Source organism: bacterium (assembly GCA_014360495.1).
In the GTDB taxonomy this organism is placed as follows: Bacteria; Armatimonadota; JACIXR01; order JACIXR01; family JACIXR01; genus JACIXR01.
Map to the genome: position 1 here is coordinate 1 of JACIXR010000016.1, position 20907 is coordinate 20907.

Here is a 20907-nt window from a genome sequence, read left to right on the forward strand (position 1 = left end):
TACAAGCCCCAGTTTTACTTCAGGACGACAGATGTTACGGGGACGATAACCCTCCCTGAGGGGGTGGAGATGGTGATGCCTGGTGACAATGTGAATATGAGGGTAGTGTTGCAGAAGCCGGTGGCGTTGGAGCCTGGGCTGCGTTTCGCTATAAGGGAGGGTGGAAAGACGATAGGCGCTGGCGTTGTGACGCAGGTGTTTGACTAATATGCCCCGCCAGATAATCGTTCTCGCCTGCACAGAGTGTAGAAGAAGGAATTATGTCACCACAAAGAGCAGGGCGCGCCATCAGGAGCGCCTGGAGCTGAAGAAGTTCTGTAAGTGGTGTGGAAAGCACACCAAGCATAGGGAGACGAGATGAATATGAAGCAGGCCCGTAGCTCAATTTGGCAGAGCACGGGACTCCAAATCCCGGGGTTGTCGGTTCAACTCCGGCCGGGCCTGCCATTTTCTCAATATATGAGGTGAGTGATTTTGGCGAGCGTTAAGCAGGTGAAAAAGAAGCTGGGGTTTATCAGAAAAATCTCCACCTTCTTCAGAGAGGTAAAGGCGGAGATGAAGAAGGTTATATGGCCCTCCAGGGAGGAGATTACCAAATACACGGCGGTAGTGCTCTTTATGATTGCTTTTTTAGGGGCGTTTATAACCATAGTCGACCAGTTCGTTGCGTTCATAACGAAGAAATTATTGGGTTGGTGAATTGAAGATGTTGGAAAGGCAATGGTATGTCATAAGAACTGCTACCGGTAAGGAGGAAAAGGTAAAGGCGGCTTTGGAGAATAGGGTAGAAGCTCTTGGGCTGCAGGATAAGATAGTTGAGGTATTGGTTCCTATAGAGAAGGAGTTACGTCCCGTTAAAGGTAGGAAGCAAATTGTTAAAAGGAAGGTATTCCCCGGCTATATTCTTGTGAATATGGTTATGGATAATGAGACTTGGAACATCATTCGTTCAACTCCTGGGGTGAGGGGATTTGTTTCCGCTGGTTCCGAACCCCTGATTCTTTCCGAAGAGGAAGTGGAGAAGATAAAGGAGAGCATATCAAGGGAGAAGCCTCGCCTATCCATTGGCAAAGGGGAGATGGTGAGGGTTACATCGGGTCCATTCTTTGAGATGACGGGCAGAGTTGAGGAAGTGAATGCAGAGAAAGGGAAAGTAAGAGTTCTTTTGAATATATTCGGAAGGGAGACGCCCGTTGAACTGGATTTCTCCCAGATAGAGAAATACTAAGGAGGAGTTAAGAGATGGCGAAGAAAGTGGTTGCTATAGTGAAATTGCAGTTGCCTGCCGGCAAAGCTACACCTGCTCCCCCAGTGGGACCTTCTCTTGGTCAATATAATGTGAACATAATGGAGTTCGTGAAGAGGTATAATGAGGCAACCGCGAATATGGTTGGTCAAATCATACCCGTTGAGGTCACAATATACGCTGACCGCTCCTTCACGATAACCCTTAAGACCCCTCCTGCAGCTGCTCTCTTAAAAGAGGCTGCCCGCATTGAAAAAGGCTCCGGGACTCCTAGCCGTGAAGTGGTAGGCACCGTCACGAGGGCTGATATTCGCAGGATAGCGGAGATAAAGATGAAGGATTTGAATGCAAGCGATATTGAAGCCGCTATGAGGATAATTGAGGGAACAGCCCGTAGTATGGGAATACAAGTAGTTGATTAAAAGGAGGTATGTGAGATGCCCAAGAGGAGCAAAAGATATCTTGAAAGCCTTGCCCTATTGGATAGGAACGCGAAGTATTCGCCTATTGAGGCGATAGAGTTAGTGAAGAAGCTTGCGACGGCGAAGTTTGACGAGACGGTAGAGGCGGCGATTAATTTGGGAGTTGACCCCCGCCACAGCGACCAGATGGTGAGGGGAACGGTTGTTTATCCCTATCCCGCTGGCTCGCCACCCAAGGTAATGGTTTTCGCTAAGGGCGAAAATATTGAGAAGGCTAAGGCGGCGGGAGCGGATTTGGTTGGGGATGAGGAGCTTGTAAACAGGATAAGGGATGGGTGGAAAGGTTGGAAAGATATGGATTTGATCTTGGCTACGCCTGATATGATGGGGACGGTATCTAGGTTGGGACGAATACTTGGTCCGAGGATGCCGAATCCCAAGGCTGGGACGGTGGCGCAAGACATAGAGAGGGCGGTTAGGAACTTCAAAGAGGCGAGACAGTACGAATTCAGGGTTGATAGGAGCGGGATAATCCATATGCCGATAGGGAAGGTGTCTCAGCCGACGGAGCAGATATTGCAGAATTTTGCCACATTGTTATCTGCATTGATGAAGGCGAGACCGGCGACATTCAAGGGGCAATATATTAGGAACATAACGCTGTCCTCAACGATGGGGCCAGGGGTTAAGGTAGACCTTCAGAAGGCAAGAGAGCTGATAGAGGCAGCATAAAAGTAAGAGAAGAAAGAATGGGGCGTCGGCTCCGCTGACGCCCCATTCTTTTGTAATTTCACTTCTCAACTTCTACCTTGAAATTCCTGTATGCCACAACCGTGTCGCCCTTGCTTCCTGACCAGCGCCTTGGAACTAAAACTATCTCGCCATTCGGAATCGTTGGGGTTGCATTTAGGTTCTCGTCTCTTATGTTGATTATCTCTTCTCCATCCAAGTTCACTATAATGGTGGAGCCGCGAACGCTCAGTCTTAGAGAATGCCAGCTCCCGTCCACTGCCCAGGGAATGGATACAAGGGGGTTTTCATCTCCCGTGGATATCCCCTCCGATATCTTGTGAAGCTGAATGTTCTTATCAGAGAAATTCAAGGAATAGCTGTTTTGCGCATCCTTGTATCTGAAAGCAAACCAAGGGCAATCCCTCCAATCGCTACCCCTTGATATTATCCTGAATTCAACGCTGAATGAATAATCCCTCCAATCGTTCAGCCCGAAATGTATGCCATCACCTATCCAGCCATCACCAATACCATTCCTACCTATCAGAACCCCATTTTCAACCATCCATTCGCCAGCTGAGGGTCTCCATACGGGAGAGAGCTTCCCTTCATAGGAGAACGATGGCTCGCTTAAAGAACCCATAAAGACGACCTTTCCAAATCTCTCTGGGTTGTGGAATGTATCTGTTGGCGACCAGGAGGAGAATTCGGGTTTTTTGAGCGTGTTTGACCTATCTATCCTGAACAGCTGAATCCTCCATTCAGAGCCAATCGTCGGTTTATATGGAAGGAAGTTTTTGAGGGGGATAGCAATCTCAACCGTCCATTCCTTGTCCTTATCCTCTCTATTATCAACTGTTCCGTCTATCTTTATACCGATTTTCGCATCCTCAGCATTCCATTTGCGAAGCTCCCTCCAATCGCCGGGATTTCCATTTTTAGGCTCAACTATGTTTAGGTCAATAAGAACGCCCAAGGGATTGACCTCGAATTCCTTATAATTCCTTCCCGTTCCGCTTGGGTCTACATATACCTCTACTACCTCCTCTTCCCACAATGGTTCATCTCTTCCCTTCATCGTAGCCCAAATATCCTCATCCTGACATCTGAAGGCGATGTAGAGATTCTCATCATCCCAAAGCATCTTCGCTTGGGTTGAATAGGTTGGCTTTGAGAGATTGAATTGACGAAAATCATTGATTGTCTCCGCATAGAGCCAAGTGGTGTCGCTAAGGTCTCCATCTATATGGGGTGGAGTAGGGGCTCTGAAGATTGTATATTTGGATGGAGGAGCTGGCTGCTTGGATATGAAGGCAATAACATCCTTGAGAATTGGGAAGAGATACTCATCCTTTTGGAGAAGGGAACACCAGACATAAAGCAAACGCGCTCCCCTAAGCTCACCTTGCATATATTCAATGTAGGCGATGGCTTCGCCATAAGACCTTCCCCGTGAATCCTTAAGGGTGAGGATGGGGATGTATTTGACACCTTCCACAGGGGGCTTAACAGCTCCTCGCCAGCGCTGGTCAACATCTTTAAGCCAGGGGAATTTAACCGGTAGGGAAGTTATGATTTTTTGATTTTTGTTAAGTTGGAAAGTGAGGTTGACATTGGGAGGGCTCTCCCAGCTGTTGCCGATATAAAGACCGAACTTGCTTGCGGAAACAACTGGTCTATTGTTTTCGTTATAATAGAAGGGATAAGGACCGTTGGGAAGGAAGATTATGAATCCGCCATTCTTCAAGTAATTCAGAATGGCTTTGTCGCCGTTTTCCGCACCACCTATATTCTGATAATATCCTTCGCCCCCCAGATATAATAGAGCCCAGATTTTCTGGGCATTTAGATAAGAAGGGTCAACGATTTGTTGAGGGGATGGTGTATCTATGTATTCCATTGCTTTTGCTTTTCTCAATAGGGTTATTATATTGCTGGAGAGATTTGGTTGGGGAAGTATGGCTATATGTCCTTTGAGTGGAGCGAGGTTCTCCGCGAGCTTAAGGTTCGCCAATCTCTCCTCTTTCTTTCTCTTCTCTTCCGCTTTCTTCTCCGCTTCCTTCAATAGGGAGAAAATGGATGATAGGGATTTATCGTGTAGGTTCGTCAAGCTCACAGCCAATATATCAAGATTTTCCCCTCTTATCTCCCTTATATCACCACCAACCTTCTGCCAGATGAGTTCTATCTTCCATTCAAATAGAGGTGGCCAACCGTATATGACGGGGATGCGATTAGCGAGCTTAATTTTACTTTCTCCATTTTGGAGAACTAAGCTTAGGGAGCTTCTCTCATTCACATTTGTTATCAGGAGGAAGACATAGGTGGCGGATTGATTGACCGGGATGGAAGAGTTTCTCACCGCATTCTTCCCTTGATTCAATGTAGGGTCAACAAGGAAGAAGGGGATGCCGTAGAGTATGCGTTCACCCGGAATGAGACCTGCGAAACTGGATGGGTCATCCCAATTTTGGGGCAGGGAGAAGTTGCAATGGGGAGCGAGATTGAGGATTTGGAAGCCCTCAACCTTGGGAGGTTCAGGAGTTCTTGGCTTGGCTATTGAGCAGTCAATTATAGGTGCGGATGGGTCGTATTGTCCAATGGAGACGATATCTCCATTTTGCACATTCTTTATATAGATTGAATCTGGACGCTGGGGATATGTGAGATAATCCCCACCGGCTTTAAGTTGGGTTTGCTTGCCCTCTCTTATGAGGAAGACCGGCTTGTTCCTGATGTCAAAATAGGGGAAGGTTACAACTAAGTCAAAGGGGGAAGAGCGGGTTGAGACTATTCGGAAGGAGAAGTTGGATTCCTTGTAGCGATAATCTGCTATGTTAGTATCCGGCGAGCTTTTGTTGAAGGCGAGGGCGCCTTTCTCCCCGCAGACAACCCTCACCTCTGCATTGCCAATGGGATAGGCAAGGTAGGTTAGTCCTGTGGAGAGGAAGCCGAAGGTGCTTCTCTTTCCCTTTCCTCCCACGAGGCAGCCATCGTATAGCCCGTACATCTCCGCGAAGGCACCATCGTATTCCCTTATTGAGGGATAATATTCGTCTCGGAAAAGCTGAGGCCATCTCTCAACCATTCCCCTCAAATAATGCCCTATAATCGGGTCGCCCGTTGCCACATAGGTCAAAGCCAAGGCGTAAGCCACTGACCAGACCTCGTTGGCGCAGGCTTCTCCCAGCCAGGGATATCCCGAGTTCGGTTCCATAAAGAAGGAAGCGTCAATATCGTCGGATTTATCGTTATCGCTTATGAAGATTGGGAGATTCTTGTAGAGCATAGCCAAGGTGAGCTTATAAGCTTCTTGGGCAAGGGAAGCTCTTCCGGGGTCGTTGCGGAAAGTATAATAATAGGCTAGCAGAAATGTGGTAGCGGGAGCGGCGTGCCAACAGAATTGGGAGGCGGGAACGTCATCGTAGCAGTTGCGGGTGTAGAGGATGTATTTGGTGAAACGGAGGGCGCCGTCAATATAGGGGAGGTATGCGGGATTATGCTCGTGGCGATAGGCTTCAAGGAAGGCTAAGGCAACCTGCCAGCCCTGCGGCTGATGAATAGTGGGAACTCCCTTGCCATATCTCTCGTGCCAATCTCCCTTTATGGGCTTTTTCCAAAAAACGCAATCCTCGCCATTAATTCTCATCTTCTCCGCGTTCTGCATGAGGAAATTTAGGTCCTCTCTAAGCTTGCTTATTGCCTTCTCGTTATTTTGCTCATAGATGTAATCAATGACGGGATTCAAAGTGTGGCAATCAACGCCCCAGGCATCTATATTGCCGGGCTTTTGGAAGGGATTTCCCTCTCCAATGACACTGTAGAGACCGCCGAACGAAGGAACGGGGAAATTGAAGAGGCGGAATTGCTGGGGAAGCCAGCCGAAATCGTTGTTGAGGGGAGCGGACGGCAATAGGTCCCTATATCTTTCCCAGATGTAATGATGGACGAAGAAGTTGGGGTCGTCATCGGATGGGAGGTTGAGAGAGAAGATGATGCGGAAATGGGTTTGGATGATATCTCCCTTCTTGGGATAGCGGAGGTCTCGGTAGACATTTTCAGCGTAGGGATAAACGAGGGTGAAGAATTGCTCGGCTTCTTTAAATTTCCAGCAGTAGGCAGTGGCGATGTCCTTCTCACTGTTATCCGTGAGCCTTGTTCCTTGAAACTCATAGCCGACATATTTATTCTCGCTTGGCTTCCAAAGTCCGACAACGGGAACCGGATAGGCGCCCAGAGGAGGGGCATAAGTCCAATTGTTTGACCAGTTGCTAGCTATATGCTTGCCTGGACCCTCCGCGTTTAGAAGAGGATAGGGGTCGGAAATGGGCGTGGGGATTAGCCATCCCCTTTGATGGAAGACCTCCGCCCCTAAAATTGGGCAAATAAGGAAATGGAAAGGAACCTTGCCGATTTCGGATTCCCATTTTTGAGGGGAGAAATCGGAGAGCTCAAGGCGGAAAGAGATTTCAGGGTAGGGGTCGTTGGGATAGAGTTTGAGAGAGATGAAGGAAGTTTTGCTGAATGTTGGTGTGGAAGTAGAGCGGATATCGGAGAACACGAGGGAGTTTTCTTTGATTTCCACTTTATTGGCGTAGATATTTTTCAAAGAGCCGAAGAAGATGTCGGCAATATCCTTTCCCGAGCTTGAAAGATGGAAGCCGATTGCCCTTCCGTTATAAAGTATAGGTGAGACGGAAGTTAGGTTATTTGAAAGAGTTTGGGGAAGGGCGGCGAAGGAGAAGAGCAAAAGAAACAAAGGAACAAAGACCATATCATGAATCCCTCCCGTAAGTTTTGATTTTAATTTTAAGACAAAAGGAGAAAAATGTTAAGGCATTTTATAGTGGGAAAAGATGAGGCAAAATTGCATCGCTACTCTATGTTCTGAAGCTCTACAAATTGTTGTTTTCCCTCAAATATTGGATGTATAATTTTCCTATGAAGCAAATCTTTCTCCTTTTCATTTCCGCCTTTTCCCTTGCCAGTTTTCTGCCTCGCTTAATTTCCTTCTCGGCGAGCGGGAAGGAGGTCCAGCCTGGCGGGAAGCTTTTCTTCGCTTATGAATTTCAAAATGTAGGGAGTGGGGAGGAGGAAAATTATCTCATCTTTGTCCACGCCCGCATTAAGGGAACGGATGAAGGATTTGGCGGTGACTTCGCTCCCTTCCACCCCACATCCCGCTGGAGAAGGGGCGAGATAATAAGGGAAAATTCCTGCCTTGAGATACCCAAAGATGCGCCCAAAGGAGATTATGTCCTATATATAGGCTTCTATTCTCCCAAGGGAAGGATAGAGATGGACAACAAAGAGATAGAGAGGGAAGGATTGAGATATGAGGTGTTTTCTTTCAAGGTGGGAGAGAAGAGCGAAAGGGAGGTTGTAAGCAAGGTGTTTAAGCCTTCATTGACTTTGGAGGGGATTCCCGTTAAGCAGAGATTGGTTACTTTAGAAACCCGGAAATTGAAATTAATAGCGGAAGAGAATTATCCAATGATAAAAACAATCGTTTATAAGGAAACGGGGGAGAAGTTCGTTGGTGGTAGAAGCGAGGATTTTCAAATTGAGATGATTTCTTCCGATGGGAGAGCGGTTTATGCTCCTTCAAGTCACTATATAATAGAAGCGGCTGGTAGAAAAGCGGGAGAAAGGATTGTTTATGATATAAGGGTGAGGGAAGAAGGGAAGGAGATAATGAGTCTTGCAATTTGGTTTGAATCGCAAAACGATTGTTTAACGATTGGTTGGGGTGATGTTAAGGTGAATGGTTATTGTCTTTCCGCCATTAGGCTTCCGATTTTGGGATTGGAAAAGGGGAAATTAACTTTGCCCCTGATGGAAGGAAGGTTAGTTGATAGCGAGAAATCCTTCCCTCATAGGGAGATAATCGGCCTTGATGGCTGGCGTTCCCCTCTCACTTACTCCACTCTCTATGGCGAGAAATCCTTCGCTCTTCTGGAACTGAAGTCTGTTGAGGACAGGGTCATCGGGGAAGTAGAGGAAGGAAAAGCTTCTTTATGCATCATTTTCAATTGCCACTCTACTACAAATCCACCCCTTTTCCTTCAGAATTCATCCCAAGCGATTATTCATTTCGGAAAAGGGGATTGGATTTCCGCGGCCAAGCTCGTGAGGAAGAAAATAAAGGGGAAGATTTTGCCGATTTATAAGAATTCGTTGATTTATAAAATCTTCTGCGATATCCCCCAGGCGGAGCTACCTATAACGACATTTGATGAGGCTAAGGAGATAATAAAGAGAATTTACCATTTAACGAGGGGGATGAAGCAGATAGTTTATCTAGTGGGCTGGCAATATAGAGGGCACGATACAGGATATCCCGCGATAGATAAGGTTAACGAGAGGCTGGGAGGAAGGGAGGGTTTGCTGAAGTTAATTGAGGAGGCAAGAAATTATAACGCCGTAGTTTCCTTCCACGATAACTACGACGATGCCTATATGGATAGCCCTGCTTGGAATGAAGATTTCATCTGCAGAACGCCAAATGGGGAGCTGGTAAAGGGAGGTGTTTGGGCTGGCGGTCAATCCTATATAATCAATCCAAAGAGATATGTTGAGGGCGGGTACGCAAGGAGGAGAGTGGAGGAGACATTTGCTTTATATCCTATTAAAGAATCATATCATATTGATGTTCTCTCCGCCGTTCCACTGAGATATAGCTATTCAGGGCATACATGCACTGGGCTGGAGAGCGTGGAGTTCAAAAAGAAAATCGTGGAGATGTTCAGGGAGAGGGGAGTGGATGTGACATCGGAGCTTCTCACTCAACCCTTCCTGGGTTTTCTCACCTATTTCTGGCATTTGACCTCCTCAGATGACGCCCCTTGGATAACGAAGGATTTCTTCTTGAACGAGGAAATAATCCCATATGTCCCCGCCTGCGTCCGCAGCAAGGCGATTTATGGGCAGAGGGGATATAGGGGAGGGGTGGTATCAATGGATGTGACGAAGGATAATTGGCGGGAATACATAAGATTGGTATTTCTTGAGACATTGCCTTCCCTTCTCTTTATAGACGAGGAAATAGAAGATTATAGAGATGGGAAATTGATATATCCATCGGGCTGGTGGAGCGAAAAGGACGAGGTTTTCTGCAGGGGAAGGTATGTAAGGAGGGGAGGAGATGTATTCTTGCCTCGGTACGAGGGAATTTGGTTGGCTTACAGCGACAAGGGAGGAAAGGTGGAATGGGAGTTGCCGGATGGGTGGGATAAAGTGGAGGTTTATCGAATTTGGGAGGATGGGAAGAGGGAAAAAGTCAAATGTGATTTAAAGGACGGGAGGTTCAGCTTTGAAGCGGAAAAGCAAGGAGTCTATGAAGTTATCAAAGGATAAAAAGGATAAGAGGTGGGGACTTCTCTTTCTCGTCGTTTTGTTCGTCTTGTATTTCTCTTTGGTGGCGCTTTATTCATCAAATATACCGGTTGGGAAGGGAGTGGATGAGGAGGCTCATTTTCTCTATGTTGAGGATATCCTCAAAAGCGGTCATCTACCTAAACTCAATATTCCCCATGGAGGACATTACGAATCCCACCAACCACCCCTATTCTATATCCTTTCCCTCCCCATAGCCTATCTTTGTGGTGAGAACTGGCGGGTTTGGGGGAGGATATTCTCAGCCATATTGATAGCCCTTAGCGGTTATATTTGTTATCTTGCGGGCAGAAGATTATTCAAAAGAGAGTTTCTCGCTATTGCCAGCGGTGCTTTCGTTCTGCTTCTTCCCGGCAATATCCTAATTGCCTCTGGATTCACTAACGACAGCTTAGTGCAGGCGCTCTTCTCGCTTGCTATATTCTTCCTTTTGGGGGAGAAAGAGAGGGATTGGCTTTTGGGGGGATTGGCGACTGCGGGAGCGATAATGGCGAAGCTGAGCGTGATCATCCTAATCCCCGCGGTTTTCCTTGCTTTCCTTCTTTCTCTAAAGAATAAAGGGGATTGGAGGAAGGAAATCAATAAGCTGTTATTATTTTTCCTCCCCATTGTTTTAATTGATAGTTGGTGGTTTGTGCGGAACATGATTTTATACGGTGATTTTCTCGGATGGCGGGTTTTTCAGGAGGCTTTCGCATCCAGCCCCCATCCATCTTATTTCCTTGAGAGAGGATACAGCTGGGGAGGATATTGGCTATTAGTATTTGTTACCTGCTTCGGCAGCTTTTGGACTCCTCTTTTGAAGTTCCGCTTTCTTCCCACTGGTTATTACATCATCCCCGCTATTTGTCTTTTGCTTGCGATTTGGGGTGATATTAAATGGATTAAAAAAGAGGAGAAAGACAAAGCGGCAAAGATTTATTTGCTGGTGTTCTCTTTCTTCCTTCTTTTCCTTTCATTTATCAGATTCAATTTGTATTTTTTTGAGGCGCAGGGGAGGTATTTATATCCCGCCATATGTGCTTTCTCGCTTCTCTTCAATGGTGGATTGGAAAAGATTAATCGTTTTCTGCCCTATATCTTCTATTTATATCTTCTGCCTCTTGCCTTCCTCTCGCTTTCACTCCTTTAGTAAATATTCTCTTTACTATTCCTCTTAAATCTTTTAAAATAAAGTAATCTATACTTTACAACTGGTTAAGGAGGGAGATTGAAATGAACGAAAACACCTTTTTAGCGTTTCTTGTGTTTGCCTCCCTGACCTTTGCAATCGCTCATCCAGGGGATGTGCTCTCTCTTCATCCGGATAACCCCCACTATTTCCTCTTCAGAGGAAAGCCCACCGTTATCGTTGGTTCTGGTGAGCATTATGGGGCTGTTCTCAACCTCGCTTTTGACTATATCGCCTACCTTGACGAGCTGAAAGCAAATGGATTGAATCACACCCGCCTATTCTCGGGCGTCTATAGGGAAATCCCTTCTTCTTTCGGCATCACTGATAACACTCTTGCTCCAACCGCTGAGAATTACATCTGCCCCTGGCCGCGTAGCGATGTTCCGGGGGCGGTTGATGGAGGGAATAAGTTTGATTTATCAAAATGGAATCCCGCTTATTTCAAGCGTTTAAAGGATTTCGTTAACCAGGCGAGCAAGAGAGGAATCATCGTGGAGGTAAACCTTTTCTGTCCATTTTATGGCGATGACCTTTGGGAAATAAACCCTATGAATGCGAAGAACAACATAAACGGGATAGGGAATTGCCATAGGGAAGAAGTTTACACCCTTAAGCATAAGGATTTAACGGCTCTTCAGGAAGCGGTGACGAGGAAAATCGTTGAAGAGCTAAAGGATGCGGATAACATCTACTATGAGATATGCAACGAGCCTTATTTTGGAGGGGTAACCATGGAGTGGCAGCGGCATATTGTGGATGTGATAGTGGAGACGGAGAAGAATTTCCCCAAAAAGCATCTCATATCAATGAACATAGCTAATGGTTCAGCGAAGATAGAGAATCCCCATCCTGCTGTTTCCATATTCAATTTTCATTACGCCTATCCTCCTGACGCGGTAGCCATTAACTATCACCTGAACAAGGTGATTGGGGAGAACGAGACGGGGTTTAGAGGGAAGGACGATGTTTTATATCGCACCGAGGGCTGGGATTTCATAATCGCTGGAGGTGCTCTTTACAGTCACTTGGATTATTCCTTTTCCACCCATCACCCGAGGGGAGATTTGCTTGACTATCAATCTCCTGGTGGAGGAAGTCCCACATTGAGGAAACAGTTGAAAATCCTCAAGGATTTCATTCACAGCTTTGATTTCATTAAGATGGCTCCTGGGAACGAAGTTATAAAGGGAGTGAGTGAGGGTGTTAAGGCGAGGGCTTTGGTGGAGAAGGGGAAGCAGTATGCGATTTACATTCACGAGCCACCGCAGGCGGGAAAGGAGGGGAAGGAGAGGGAGGTGGAGATAACGATAGAGCTACCAGAGGGTACTTATAGATATGAGTGGTTGAACACAAAGACGGGGAATGTGGAGAAGAGGGGAAATTTCCGTCACACTGGTGGATATAGAACATTTATCTCTCCGATTTTCAAGGAGGATATTGCGCTTAGGATATTGCGTAGATAGGTGGAGGAATGGCGAGCCCTCCGAAGGAGGGCTCGCCATATCCTTAAATGATCCCATCCTCAAATAATCCCATCCTCGTCTTTTCAATAATCCCTCCCTTACATTTTATATCAACATTTTGGCTCAAATGTAATGTTTGACGAATTTGTCAATTTAGTCCATAATTAATAGAAAATGAAAGAGAAGGTGATGTTTAAACGCTAAAACTCGGTTGCTTTACTGATGAGATTTCTCAGGACTTGAAGGAAGCGATTGAGGTTATGCAAGAGTTCGGCGTGCAATACGCCGAACTCCGTTCCCTTTGGGGACGCAATATCCTTGATATGGACGACGAAGAGCTAGAAAAAGCAAGAAAGATGCTTCAAGAAGCAGGTATGAAGGTTTCCTGCATTGCTTCTCCTCTTTTCAAGTGTCATCTGTTTCAAGATGAGGAGCCGAAGGGAGACCTCCACCTCGCTAAGGAACGCTCTTTAGATGAGCAGTGGGACATCCTTAAACGTTCTCTTTACCTTGCTCACTTCTTCAATGCGCCAATAGTGAGGACTTTCTCATTTTGGCGAGTTTGCGAGCCCAATGAAGAGATATTCAGCAGGATAGCTCCTTACCTGCGAAGGGCAGCTGAGGAAGCTCATAAAGAGGGGTTGATTCTCGCTTTGGAAAACGAGCATTCCTGTTTCGCTGGCTCGGGAAAGGAAACAAGGCTTCTATTATCTATGGTTAATTCTCCCTATTTAAAGGTGATTTGGGACCCGGGAAATGCTTTCTTTGCTGGGGAGGTTCCCTATCCTGATGGATATGAGGAGTTAAAGGAATACATCGTTCATATCCATATCAAGGACGCTAGGCTCAACAAGGAAACAGGAGAACCGGAGTGGGCGCTGATTGGGGAAGGGGAGATAGATTTTCCCGCGCAGTTCAAGGCTATAAAGGATGATGGTTTCAGTGGGGTTGTCTCTTTGGAGACGCATATCTCCCCAGCGAAGGAGGCTTCTCGTATTTCCCTCCAAAGGATATCCTCGCTAATAGAATAAGGAGGCAGATTATGTCGATAAGCAAGATAAGGAAAACGGTGCAGAAAAGGATAAAGGTAGCCAGCTGGATATTAGCGGGTCTTTTTTTCCTCTCTATACCTGCTTATTTCTCCTTTAGAGGTCCAGGTCCTTTAGGTGGAGAGGAATCTGTAGGCTATATTGCTAAGATAGGGAAGGTGAAAATAGACCGCCAGACCTTTGAGAGCATCTTGGAGCGAGAGAGGGATAAATATCCATTCGCGAGCGGACCTGAAGGGCAGATGTTTCTTCGCCTTCAAGTCTTAAACAACATCATAGATGAGATGGTTTTAAATGAAGCTCTGAGGAGGGAGAAAATAAAAGTTTCGGAAAAGGAGATAAAAAAATATATTGAGGATAGGATTAATGAAGAAATTGAAAGGGAGAGGAAGGAGAAAAAAGAGATAAAGGATGAAAAGGGGTTAAGGGAGTCATTAAGGAGGGCGTTAGAGAGCCAGAAGGAGGCGGTGAGGCGGGAGTTGATGCTCAAAAAACTACAGGAGAAGCTCGCATCAAGGGTTAGGGTAACGGAGGAGGATTTGAAGGCTTCCTATAAAGAAGTGCATTTGCGGGGGATAAAGGTTTCAAGTGAAGCAGAGGCTAAGGAGCTTATGGAGAAGGCTAAAGGGCAAGATTTTTCCGCTTTAGCCAAGCAGTATTATTCATCCCACGGAGAAAAGGACAAGAAGGATGATATGGGATGGCTGCCCCTTGAGATGCTGCCATTTGATTTGCGGGAGAAACTTAAAGGGTTAAAGAAGGGAGATTTAACGATAGCGAATGTAGGTGGAAGTTTTTACCTTTTGAAGCTTGAGGACGAGAGGATAAAGCTCCCCAAGGATTACGAGAAGAACAAAGAGAAATTGCTGAAGGATTACGAGGAGATGAAGAAGCAGACTGCTTTATCCGAATATAAGAGCAAATTACAAAGGGAATTGGATATCCAAATATATGACCCTTTCATAAAGGTTGCAGAGGCTTTTCAGCGTGGCGACCTGAAATTAGCTCAGCAAAACATTCAGAAAGCGTTGAAGATTTATCCAGACGAGCCCAATCTTCTGTTTTTGTTAGCGAGGATATATGAGGAGACGGGAAAAGAGGAGGAGGCTTTGAGGCTTTATGAGAGGGTTGCTTTATCCTCTTACTTCGGCTCAGCATATTATCGTTGGGGTCTTCTTTTGGAGAAGAAAGGGAAGAAGAAGGAGGCTCTAGAGAATTTCAAGAAAGCAGCGCAATACGCTGGTCCGGATATCGTTCTCCACAGCTCATTAAAGGAAAAGTTCACTCAATATGGTCTCCAAAATGAAGCGAAAAAGGAGGAAGAGGCGATAAATCGTCTTTCCCTATCACAAAAAATCTTCTACGGAGGTGGAAATGGTCCCTAAGAAGTTTAGTATTCTCAAAGAGGAAACCGTCACTGATAATATGGAGGAGCTCCTCGCTGTCCTCCCGCCGGATATCAAAGAGTGGCTCAAGGGGTTTTCAAATCTTGAGGACCTTTTAGAGGTAATCTTGGATTATGGGAGGGAAGTGGAGGCTCGTTTCCCTGATAGCACTGTTATTTGGACGGAAAGAGGGAAGGTTTCCTACGAGGACATTGAATGGGTTGTTTCAAGGATAGGTGCGTTTGGTAAGGATAACAGAGCAGGGATAAATGGCACGCTTCACAGGATTTCCGCGATAAGGAACAGGGATGGAAAGATAATCGGGCTGACCCTGCGAGTAGGTAGAGCTGTTTATGGAACTATTGATATAATAAGGGATGTAATAGAGACTGGGAAGAACATCCTTTTGCTAGGGCGCCCGGGTGTGGGTAAAACGACCAAGCTGAGGGAAGTAGCGAGGGTTCTTGCAGATGAATTTCATAAGAGGGTCGTTGTGGTTGATACTTCAAACGAGATAGCGGGGGATGGTGATATCCCCCATCCAGCGATAGGGAGAGCAAGAAGGATGCAAGTTCCCTCTCCCGAGCTCCAGCATGCGGTTATGATTGAGGCGGTGGAGAATCATATGCCCGAGGTGATAGTGATTGATGAGATAGGAACTGAGCAGGAGGCATATGCGGCTCGCACAATTGCCGAGAGGGGGGTTCAGCTTATCGCAACTGCTCACGGGAACACATTGGAAAATCTCCTTCTCAATCCAACGCTCTCTGACCTTGTGGGAGGAGTTCAAGTTGTAACGCTCAGCGATGAAGAATCAAAGAGGAGAGGGACGCAGAAGACGATAATGGAGCGCAAGGCTCCCCCTACATTTGATGTAGTGATAGAGATAATGGACATGAACAAGCTTGCCATTCATCATGATGTGGCGAAGACGGTTGACGATATGTTGAAGGGAATACCGCCACGCCCGGAGATAAGAATGCGAAACCCCGAGGGGAAGATAGAGGTCTTACAAACTGCGGAGGAGACAGCGCCACCCCCATCCACCCCTACAAGACCGAAGCGCATCTTCCCCTATGGGGTGAGTAGAAATAAATTGGAGAAGGCTTTGAGGGATTTCCACCTTCCCGCCCTCATAACGAAGAATATCAAGGAAGCGGATGTTATCCTCACCCTTGCGGCGCACCAAAGGAAGGGGAGGTTGGGAAATGGGGAGAAGCTGGGGATTCCTGTGTATACGGTCAAATCAAACACTTACTCCCAGATAGCGAGCAAGCTCAAGCAGATTTTCCAAGAGGAGGAAATGGAGGCGGAGGAGAGGGCTTTGAGGGAAACGGAGCAGGCGATAGCGCATGTTTTGGCGACGGGCGAGCCGGTTGAGTTATCTCCCCAGAATTCTTATATTCGTCATCTTCAACATCAACTTGCTCAGGCCTATGGGCTTCGTTCGGAAAGCAGTGGAGTTGAACCCTATAGAAGGGTCCGCATCTGGAAAGAGGAATAATTTTTATTGACTTTTAAATTCTTCTCTCTATAATTATTCAATGGTGGGGCTGTAGCTCAGGGGGAGAGCGTTTCCTTGGCATGGAAAAGGTCGTGGGTTCGAGTCCCACCAGCTCCACCATTTAAAATTATGGAAAGAAAAAACTTTATGATATCTGGAATGCCTGGCGTGGGGAAAACCTCCCTCCTAAAGGCTATTCTCTCCCGACTATCTCTCTCCGCTGGAGGTTTTATAAGCGAAGAGATAAGGGAAGGAAAAGAGAGGGTAGGTTTTTCCCTCAAAACCCTTGATGGAAAGGCGGGAATCCTCGCCCACAAAAATATCCCCACTACCCACCGCTTTGGGAAATATTACATAAACTTGGACGACCTTGAGAAAATAGCCGTTCAATCCATAGAAGAGGCGATTGCCTATAAAGAATTGATTGTGATAGACGAGATAGGCAAGATGGAACTTTTCTCCCCTTTATTCCGACAAGCTGTTATCCGGGCTCTTGATTGCTCAAAGCCTCTCTTAGCTACCCTTCACAGAGGAGATGACCACTTCCTGAAATCTATCAGGCAGAGGGAAGATACGATCGTCTTCTGGTTAACGCCAAACAATAGAGAGGAAGTTCTAGAGAAAATCCTGTTCCTTCTTAGTAAGCTATGAGGGCTATATCTTTTTTCCTCCTCTTTGTTCTTTTTTGTTTTCCCATTTTCCCCAGAGAAGAGGCTCCCGATATCGTCATCATCGCCTCAATCCTTCCAGGTGGCGAGGATATAGGCATAGCCTTTTCTTCTCTTGTTCCTCATAATAAAGTGAGGGATTATGCGGATAACCTCGCGAGGCTGGGAGGACGGAATTTGGAGAATATAACGATAAAGGATGAGGAAAACATCACCAGTGCTCATATCTTCCTTAAAGGTGGAAAGGAGTGGAAAGAGGATAAGCAGTATATCCAGCTATTCATTAACGCCTTTTCCGATCTGAATTCCCTTCATATCGTTCTTTTCCCCCTTAGGGAAATAGAGAATTCTCTCCCCTTGCAGTTTGAAAACAAAGATGTTATCATTAAAAGTTTAGGAGTGAAAAGTTTCAATTACGAGGTTATACATAAAAGGAAGGCATCTTCTCCCATTTCCCTTTCCTCGGGATGGGAGAAATGGCGCTTGCCCATTTATTTCCTTATCTCTTTGAGCTTTTTGATAGGAGTTTTTCTCTTTCTGGGAAGGAGGAGAAAGCAATGATAAGCTTGAAGGCTTTTGATATCCTGCGGATAGGCGTGGAGAAGAAGGCATCCGATATATACATCAAGGCGGGAAGTCCTCCCGCTATGCGTGTGACGGGCACAGTCCAATTCCTTGAGAATGTTCCTCCCCTAACATCCGAGGATACAGCTCAGCTGGCGAGGGAGATAATGAACGACGAGCAATGGGAAGAACTGAATCGCACACATGAGATAGATATGGCATTCACTTGGGAAGGAGTGGCGAGGTTTAGAGTGAATGGTTATTTCCAAAGGGGAAGCATCGGGATGGTGATTCGTGTTATTTCGCTTCGCGTGCCATCCTTTGATGAGTTAATGCTTCCTCCTGTTCTGAAAGACATAGCGATGACTCGCCAAGGTCTTGTCTTGGTCACTGGTCCAACTGGTTGTGGTAAGTCCACTACTCTTGCCGCCATGATTAACTACATAAACGAGAACAAGCCCTGCACTATCGTAACAATTGAAGAACCGATTGAATATATTTATGAGGATAAGAAGGCTGTAGTGAGTCAGAGGGAGGTAGGGATAGACACCGCATCCTTCCAAGAAGCTCTGAGGCGTATTGTTCGCCAGAATCCAGATGTGATTCTCATCGGGGAAATGAGAGATGTGGAGAGCTTCAATGTTGCACTTACCGCTGCTGAGACGGGGCATCTCGTTTTCTCAACCGTTCACACTGCCTCAGCGGTTGAGACCCTTGACAGGATAGTGAATATGTTTCCTCCCCCTGATAAGCCCCAGATATCCATGCGTCTCGCAGGCTCATTGCGAGCGATTCTTTCCCAGAAGCTGATACCTACTGTGGATAAAACGAGATTAGTACCCGCGGTTGAGGTTCTCGTTTGCACTCCTACTGTTTCAAAGTATATTGAGGAGGGAAGGTTCGGGCACATATATGACCTCATAAGGGAGGGAGGATTTTGGGGGATGCAGACTATGAATCAAGCTCTTTACAAGCTTTACAAGGACGGATATATTAGTGAAGAGGAGGCTCTCGCAAATGCGGGAGTTCTCTCGGAGATGCGGCAGATTTTGCGAAAAGGATAGAAAAGGAGGTTGTAATTTATGGCTTATCCCTATTCTTTGGACGATTTATTAAGAATGACAGTTGAACGAGACGCTTCCGACTTACATCTGAAGGTGGGGCGTCCACCCGTAATTCGCGTTTATGGCGACCTTATGGAAACCAATCTCCCTCCTCTTGGACCTGAAGATGCACAAGACCTCATTTATTCCATCCTTTCCCCTGAGCAGAGGAAGAGATTTGAAAGCCAATGGGAGCTGGACCTTGCCTATCACATTCCCGGCTTGGCTAGGTTCAGAGTGAATGTCTATCGGCAGATGGGGCATATAGCAGCTGCAATGCGAATGATTCCCTTCCACATAAAGACGATAGACGAGCTCCTCCTCCCCCAAGTTCTCAAGCAAATCGCTATGCGACCCAGAGGGTTGGTGCTTGTAACTGGACCTACTGGTTCAGGAAAGTCTACCACTCTCGCAGCAATGCTCCAACATATAAACCTTAATAAGCGTGCCCACATAATAACTATTGAGGAGCCAATAGAATTCCTCTTTCAGGATAGACTGAGCATATTTGAGCAGAGAGAGGTTGGACAAGATACAAAATCCTATGCCCATGCCCTGCGCCATATCCTCCGCCAGAATCCCGATGTCATCCTCGTTGGTGAGATGAGAGACCTTGAAACGATAAGCTTGGCTATAAGGGCTGCCGAGACCGGACACCTCGTTCTCTCAACCCTTCACACAATTGATACTCCCCAGACAGTGGACAGGGTGATAGATGTTTTCCCACCTGAGCAGCAGGAGCAGATAAGAACCCAGCTATCAATGACCCTCGTTGCCGTTATCTCCCAGAGCCTCCTGCCGAGGGCTGATAAGCCGGGAAGGATAGCAGCTGTAGAGGTCTTGATTGCTATTCCTTCCATCCGTGCCCTGATCAGGGAAGGAAAGACTCACCAAATCTATTCCCTCCTCCAAACGGGAACTGAATATGGAATGTTCTCAATGGATATGCATCTTTTAGAGCTTTATAAGGCTGGTCTAGTAACCTATGAAGCAGCCTTGGCTAAGGCGCAGAATCCTGCTGAATTTGAGCAGAGGGCGAAAGCAATCCGCCCTATAAGAGCATAAAAATTGGGAGGTGAGAAAAAGATGAAGCCAATAGATAGGATGCATGAGCTCCTTCAGGAAGTGAAGGAGCGAGATGCCTCGGACCTGATATTGAAGGCGGAAACCCCTCCCATTTTCCGCATCTACGGGGACCTCTACACGGACGATAGAGCTCCTCTTTCCGCTGAGGAGGTGAGGGAGCTCGCCTACTCCATCCTAACCGATGAACAGAGGAGGAGGTTTGAAGATGAATGGGAGCTAGACCTTGCTTATGAGGCGCCTGGGATAGCTCGCTTTCGTGTTAATCTATTCATACAGAGAGGAAATGTAGGCGCTGCGTTTCGTCTCATTCCTTATCGCATTATGACGATGGAGGAGATAGGTATACCCGAGGTGGTGAAGAGCTTCTGCGAGCGTCCCAGGGGAATCGTTATCGTAACTGGACCTGCAGGCTCAGGGAAATCCACCACACTCGCAGCGATGATAGATTATATTAACAGCAATTTCCCTCTTCATATAGTAACTGTAGAGGACCCAGTAGAGTTCCTCCATCAGGATAAGAAGGGTCTTATATCGCAGAGAGAGGTTGGAACAGATACCTTATCTTTTGCCAATGCTCTAAAGTATGTTCTACGCCAAGACCCCGATGTCATAATGGTCGGCGAGATGAGAGACCTTGAGACGATAGCTCTTTCCCTGATTGCAGCGGAGACGGGGCATCTCGTCTTTTCCACCCTTCACACGCCGGACGCCGTCCAGACCGTGGACAGGGTGATTGACATATTTCCACCTTCACAGCAGCCGCAGATAAGAACTCAGCTTGCCTCAAATCTAATAGGGATAATTTGCCAGACGCTGGTCAAGCGGGCGGATGGGAGGGGAAGGGTAGCGGCTTTTGAGATACTTGTAGGGACGCCTGGGGTAAGGGGATTGATAAGGGACCAGAAGAATTATCAAATAGGTTCTCTCTTGCAGACGGGGATGAAGCAGGGGATGATGACATTGGACCAGCATTTGGCGCAGTTAGTGAAGAGGGGGGTAATAACGAAGGAGGAGGCGATGAGCAAGGTAAAGGAGCCGAAGGAATTTGAGGCGATGATAAAGTAGGATTAATTAGAGGATAGAAGGTAGGGCGGGGTTGCCCTTTTGGGCAACCCC

The 20907-nt window shown here is 46.6% G+C and carries 18 protein-coding genes and 2 tRNA genes; 19 read left to right on the forward strand and 1 reads right to left on the reverse strand.

All coding sequences use genetic code 11. From position 1 onward, the window contains the following. The 7 genes from tuf to rplA form a co-directional block, all read left to right on the forward strand. Nucleotides 1–207: elongation factor Tu (gene tuf / locus H5T88_10450; protein MBC7330755.1), on the forward strand; the 207-nt coding region annotated here is incomplete at its 5' end. A 1-nt stretch (nt 208) separates the two neighbouring features. Beyond that, on the forward strand, nt 209–361 hold the full coding sequence (gene rpmG / locus H5T88_10455) for a 50S ribosomal protein L33 (GenBank protein ID MBC7330756.1): 153 nt from the start codon (nt 209–211) through the stop codon (nt 359–361). A gap of 9 nt (nt 362–370) precedes the next feature. Continuing rightward, a tRNA-Trp gene (locus H5T88_10460) sits at nt 371–447 on the forward strand. A 45-nt stretch (nt 448–492) separates the two neighbouring features. Further along, entirely contained in the window at nt 493–699 is a 207-nt protein-coding gene (gene secE, locus H5T88_10465; GenBank protein MBC7330757.1) for a preprotein translocase subunit SecE, read from the forward strand. 10 nt (nt 700–709) lie between these two features. Then, complete coding sequence (gene nusG / locus H5T88_10470) at nt 710–1228, forward strand: transcription termination/antitermination factor NusG (protein MBC7330758.1); 519 nt, start codon at nt 710–712, stop codon at nt 1226–1228. Between the two features lie 14 nt (nt 1229–1242). Further along, nucleotides 1243–1668, forward strand: a complete 426-nt coding sequence (gene rplK, locus H5T88_10475; protein ID MBC7330759.1) for a 50S ribosomal protein L11 — start codon at nt 1243–1245, stop codon at nt 1666–1668. Nucleotides 1669–1683: 15 nt separating this feature from the next. After that, nucleotides 1684–2400 carry a 50S ribosomal protein L1 gene (rplA, locus tag H5T88_10480; GenBank protein MBC7330760.1) on the forward strand — a complete coding sequence of 239 codons (717 nt, stop codon included), beginning with the start codon at nt 1684–1686 and terminating at the stop codon, nt 2398–2400. Between the two features lie 58 nt (nt 2401–2458). Here the strand turns inward: rplA and H5T88_10485 are convergent, their stop codons facing one another. Beyond that, complete coding sequence (locus tag H5T88_10485) at nt 2459–7174, reverse strand: hypothetical protein (protein MBC7330761.1); 4716 nt, start codon at nt 7172–7174, stop codon at nt 2459–2461. 167 nt (nt 7175–7341) lie between these two features. Between H5T88_10485 and H5T88_10490 the strand changes: the two genes are divergently transcribed. From H5T88_10490 to H5T88_10545, 12 genes are all read left to right on the forward strand, one after another. Next, on the forward strand, nt 7342–9756 hold the full coding sequence (locus tag H5T88_10490; GenBank protein MBC7330762.1) for a hypothetical protein: 2415 nt from the start codon (nt 7342–7344) through the stop codon (nt 9754–9756). Further along, a complete protein-coding gene (locus H5T88_10495; GenBank protein ID MBC7330763.1) occupies nt 9713–10927 on the forward strand; it encodes a glycosyltransferase family 39 protein in 1215 nt (404 codons plus the stop codon). The genes H5T88_10490 and H5T88_10495 overlap by 44 nt, the downstream gene beginning before the upstream one ends. A gap of 83 nt (nt 10928–11010) precedes the next feature. Next, nucleotides 11011–12432 (forward strand): cellulase family glycosylhydrolase, encoded by a 1422-nt coding sequence (locus H5T88_10500; GenBank protein MBC7330764.1) that lies wholly within the window; start codon nt 11011–11013, stop codon nt 12430–12432. A 260-nt stretch (nt 12433–12692) separates the two neighbouring features. Continuing rightward, on the forward strand, nt 12693–13463 hold the full coding sequence (locus tag H5T88_10505; protein MBC7330765.1) for a sugar phosphate isomerase/epimerase: 771 nt from the start codon (nt 12693–12695) through the stop codon (nt 13461–13463). Nucleotides 13464–13474: 11 nt separating this feature from the next. Further along, a complete protein-coding gene (locus H5T88_10510) occupies nt 13475–14866 on the forward strand; it encodes a SurA N-terminal domain-containing protein (GenBank protein MBC7330766.1) in 1392 nt (463 codons plus the stop codon). After that, on the forward strand, nt 14856–16370 hold the full coding sequence (locus H5T88_10515) for an AAA family ATPase (protein MBC7330767.1): 1515 nt from the start codon (nt 14856–14858) through the stop codon (nt 16368–16370). The genes H5T88_10510 and H5T88_10515 overlap by 11 nt, the downstream gene beginning before the upstream one ends. Nucleotides 16371–16415: 45 nt before the next feature. Beyond that, nucleotides 16416–16490 (forward strand) — tRNA-Ala (locus H5T88_10520). Between the two features lie 27 nt (nt 16491–16517). Continuing rightward, nucleotides 16518–17021, forward strand: coding sequence for an NTPase (locus H5T88_10525; GenBank protein ID MBC7330768.1), 504 nt, complete (start codon nt 16518–16520; stop codon nt 17019–17021). Then, a complete protein-coding gene (locus H5T88_10530; protein MBC7330769.1) occupies nt 17018–17599 on the forward strand; it encodes a hypothetical protein in 582 nt (193 codons plus the stop codon). The genes H5T88_10525 and H5T88_10530 overlap by 4 nt, the downstream gene beginning before the upstream one ends. Next, entirely contained in the window at nt 17596–18666 is a 1071-nt protein-coding gene (locus H5T88_10535) for a type IV pilus twitching motility protein PilT (GenBank protein ID MBC7330770.1), read from the forward strand. The genes H5T88_10530 and H5T88_10535 overlap by 4 nt, the downstream gene beginning before the upstream one ends. An 18-nt stretch (nt 18667–18684) precedes the next feature. Then, the gene (locus tag H5T88_10540; GenBank protein ID MBC7330771.1) at nt 18685–19770 is read left to right on the forward strand and encodes a type IV pilus twitching motility protein PilT; all 1086 of its coding nucleotides are present in this window, start codon (nt 18685–18687) and stop codon (nt 19768–19770) included. A gap of 39 nt (nt 19771–19809) precedes the next feature. Beyond that, nucleotides 19810–20856, forward strand: a complete 1047-nt coding sequence (locus tag H5T88_10545; protein ID MBC7330772.1) for a type IV pilus twitching motility protein PilT — start codon at nt 19810–19812, stop codon at nt 20854–20856. The last annotated feature ends 51 nt before the right edge of the window (nt 20857–20907 follow it).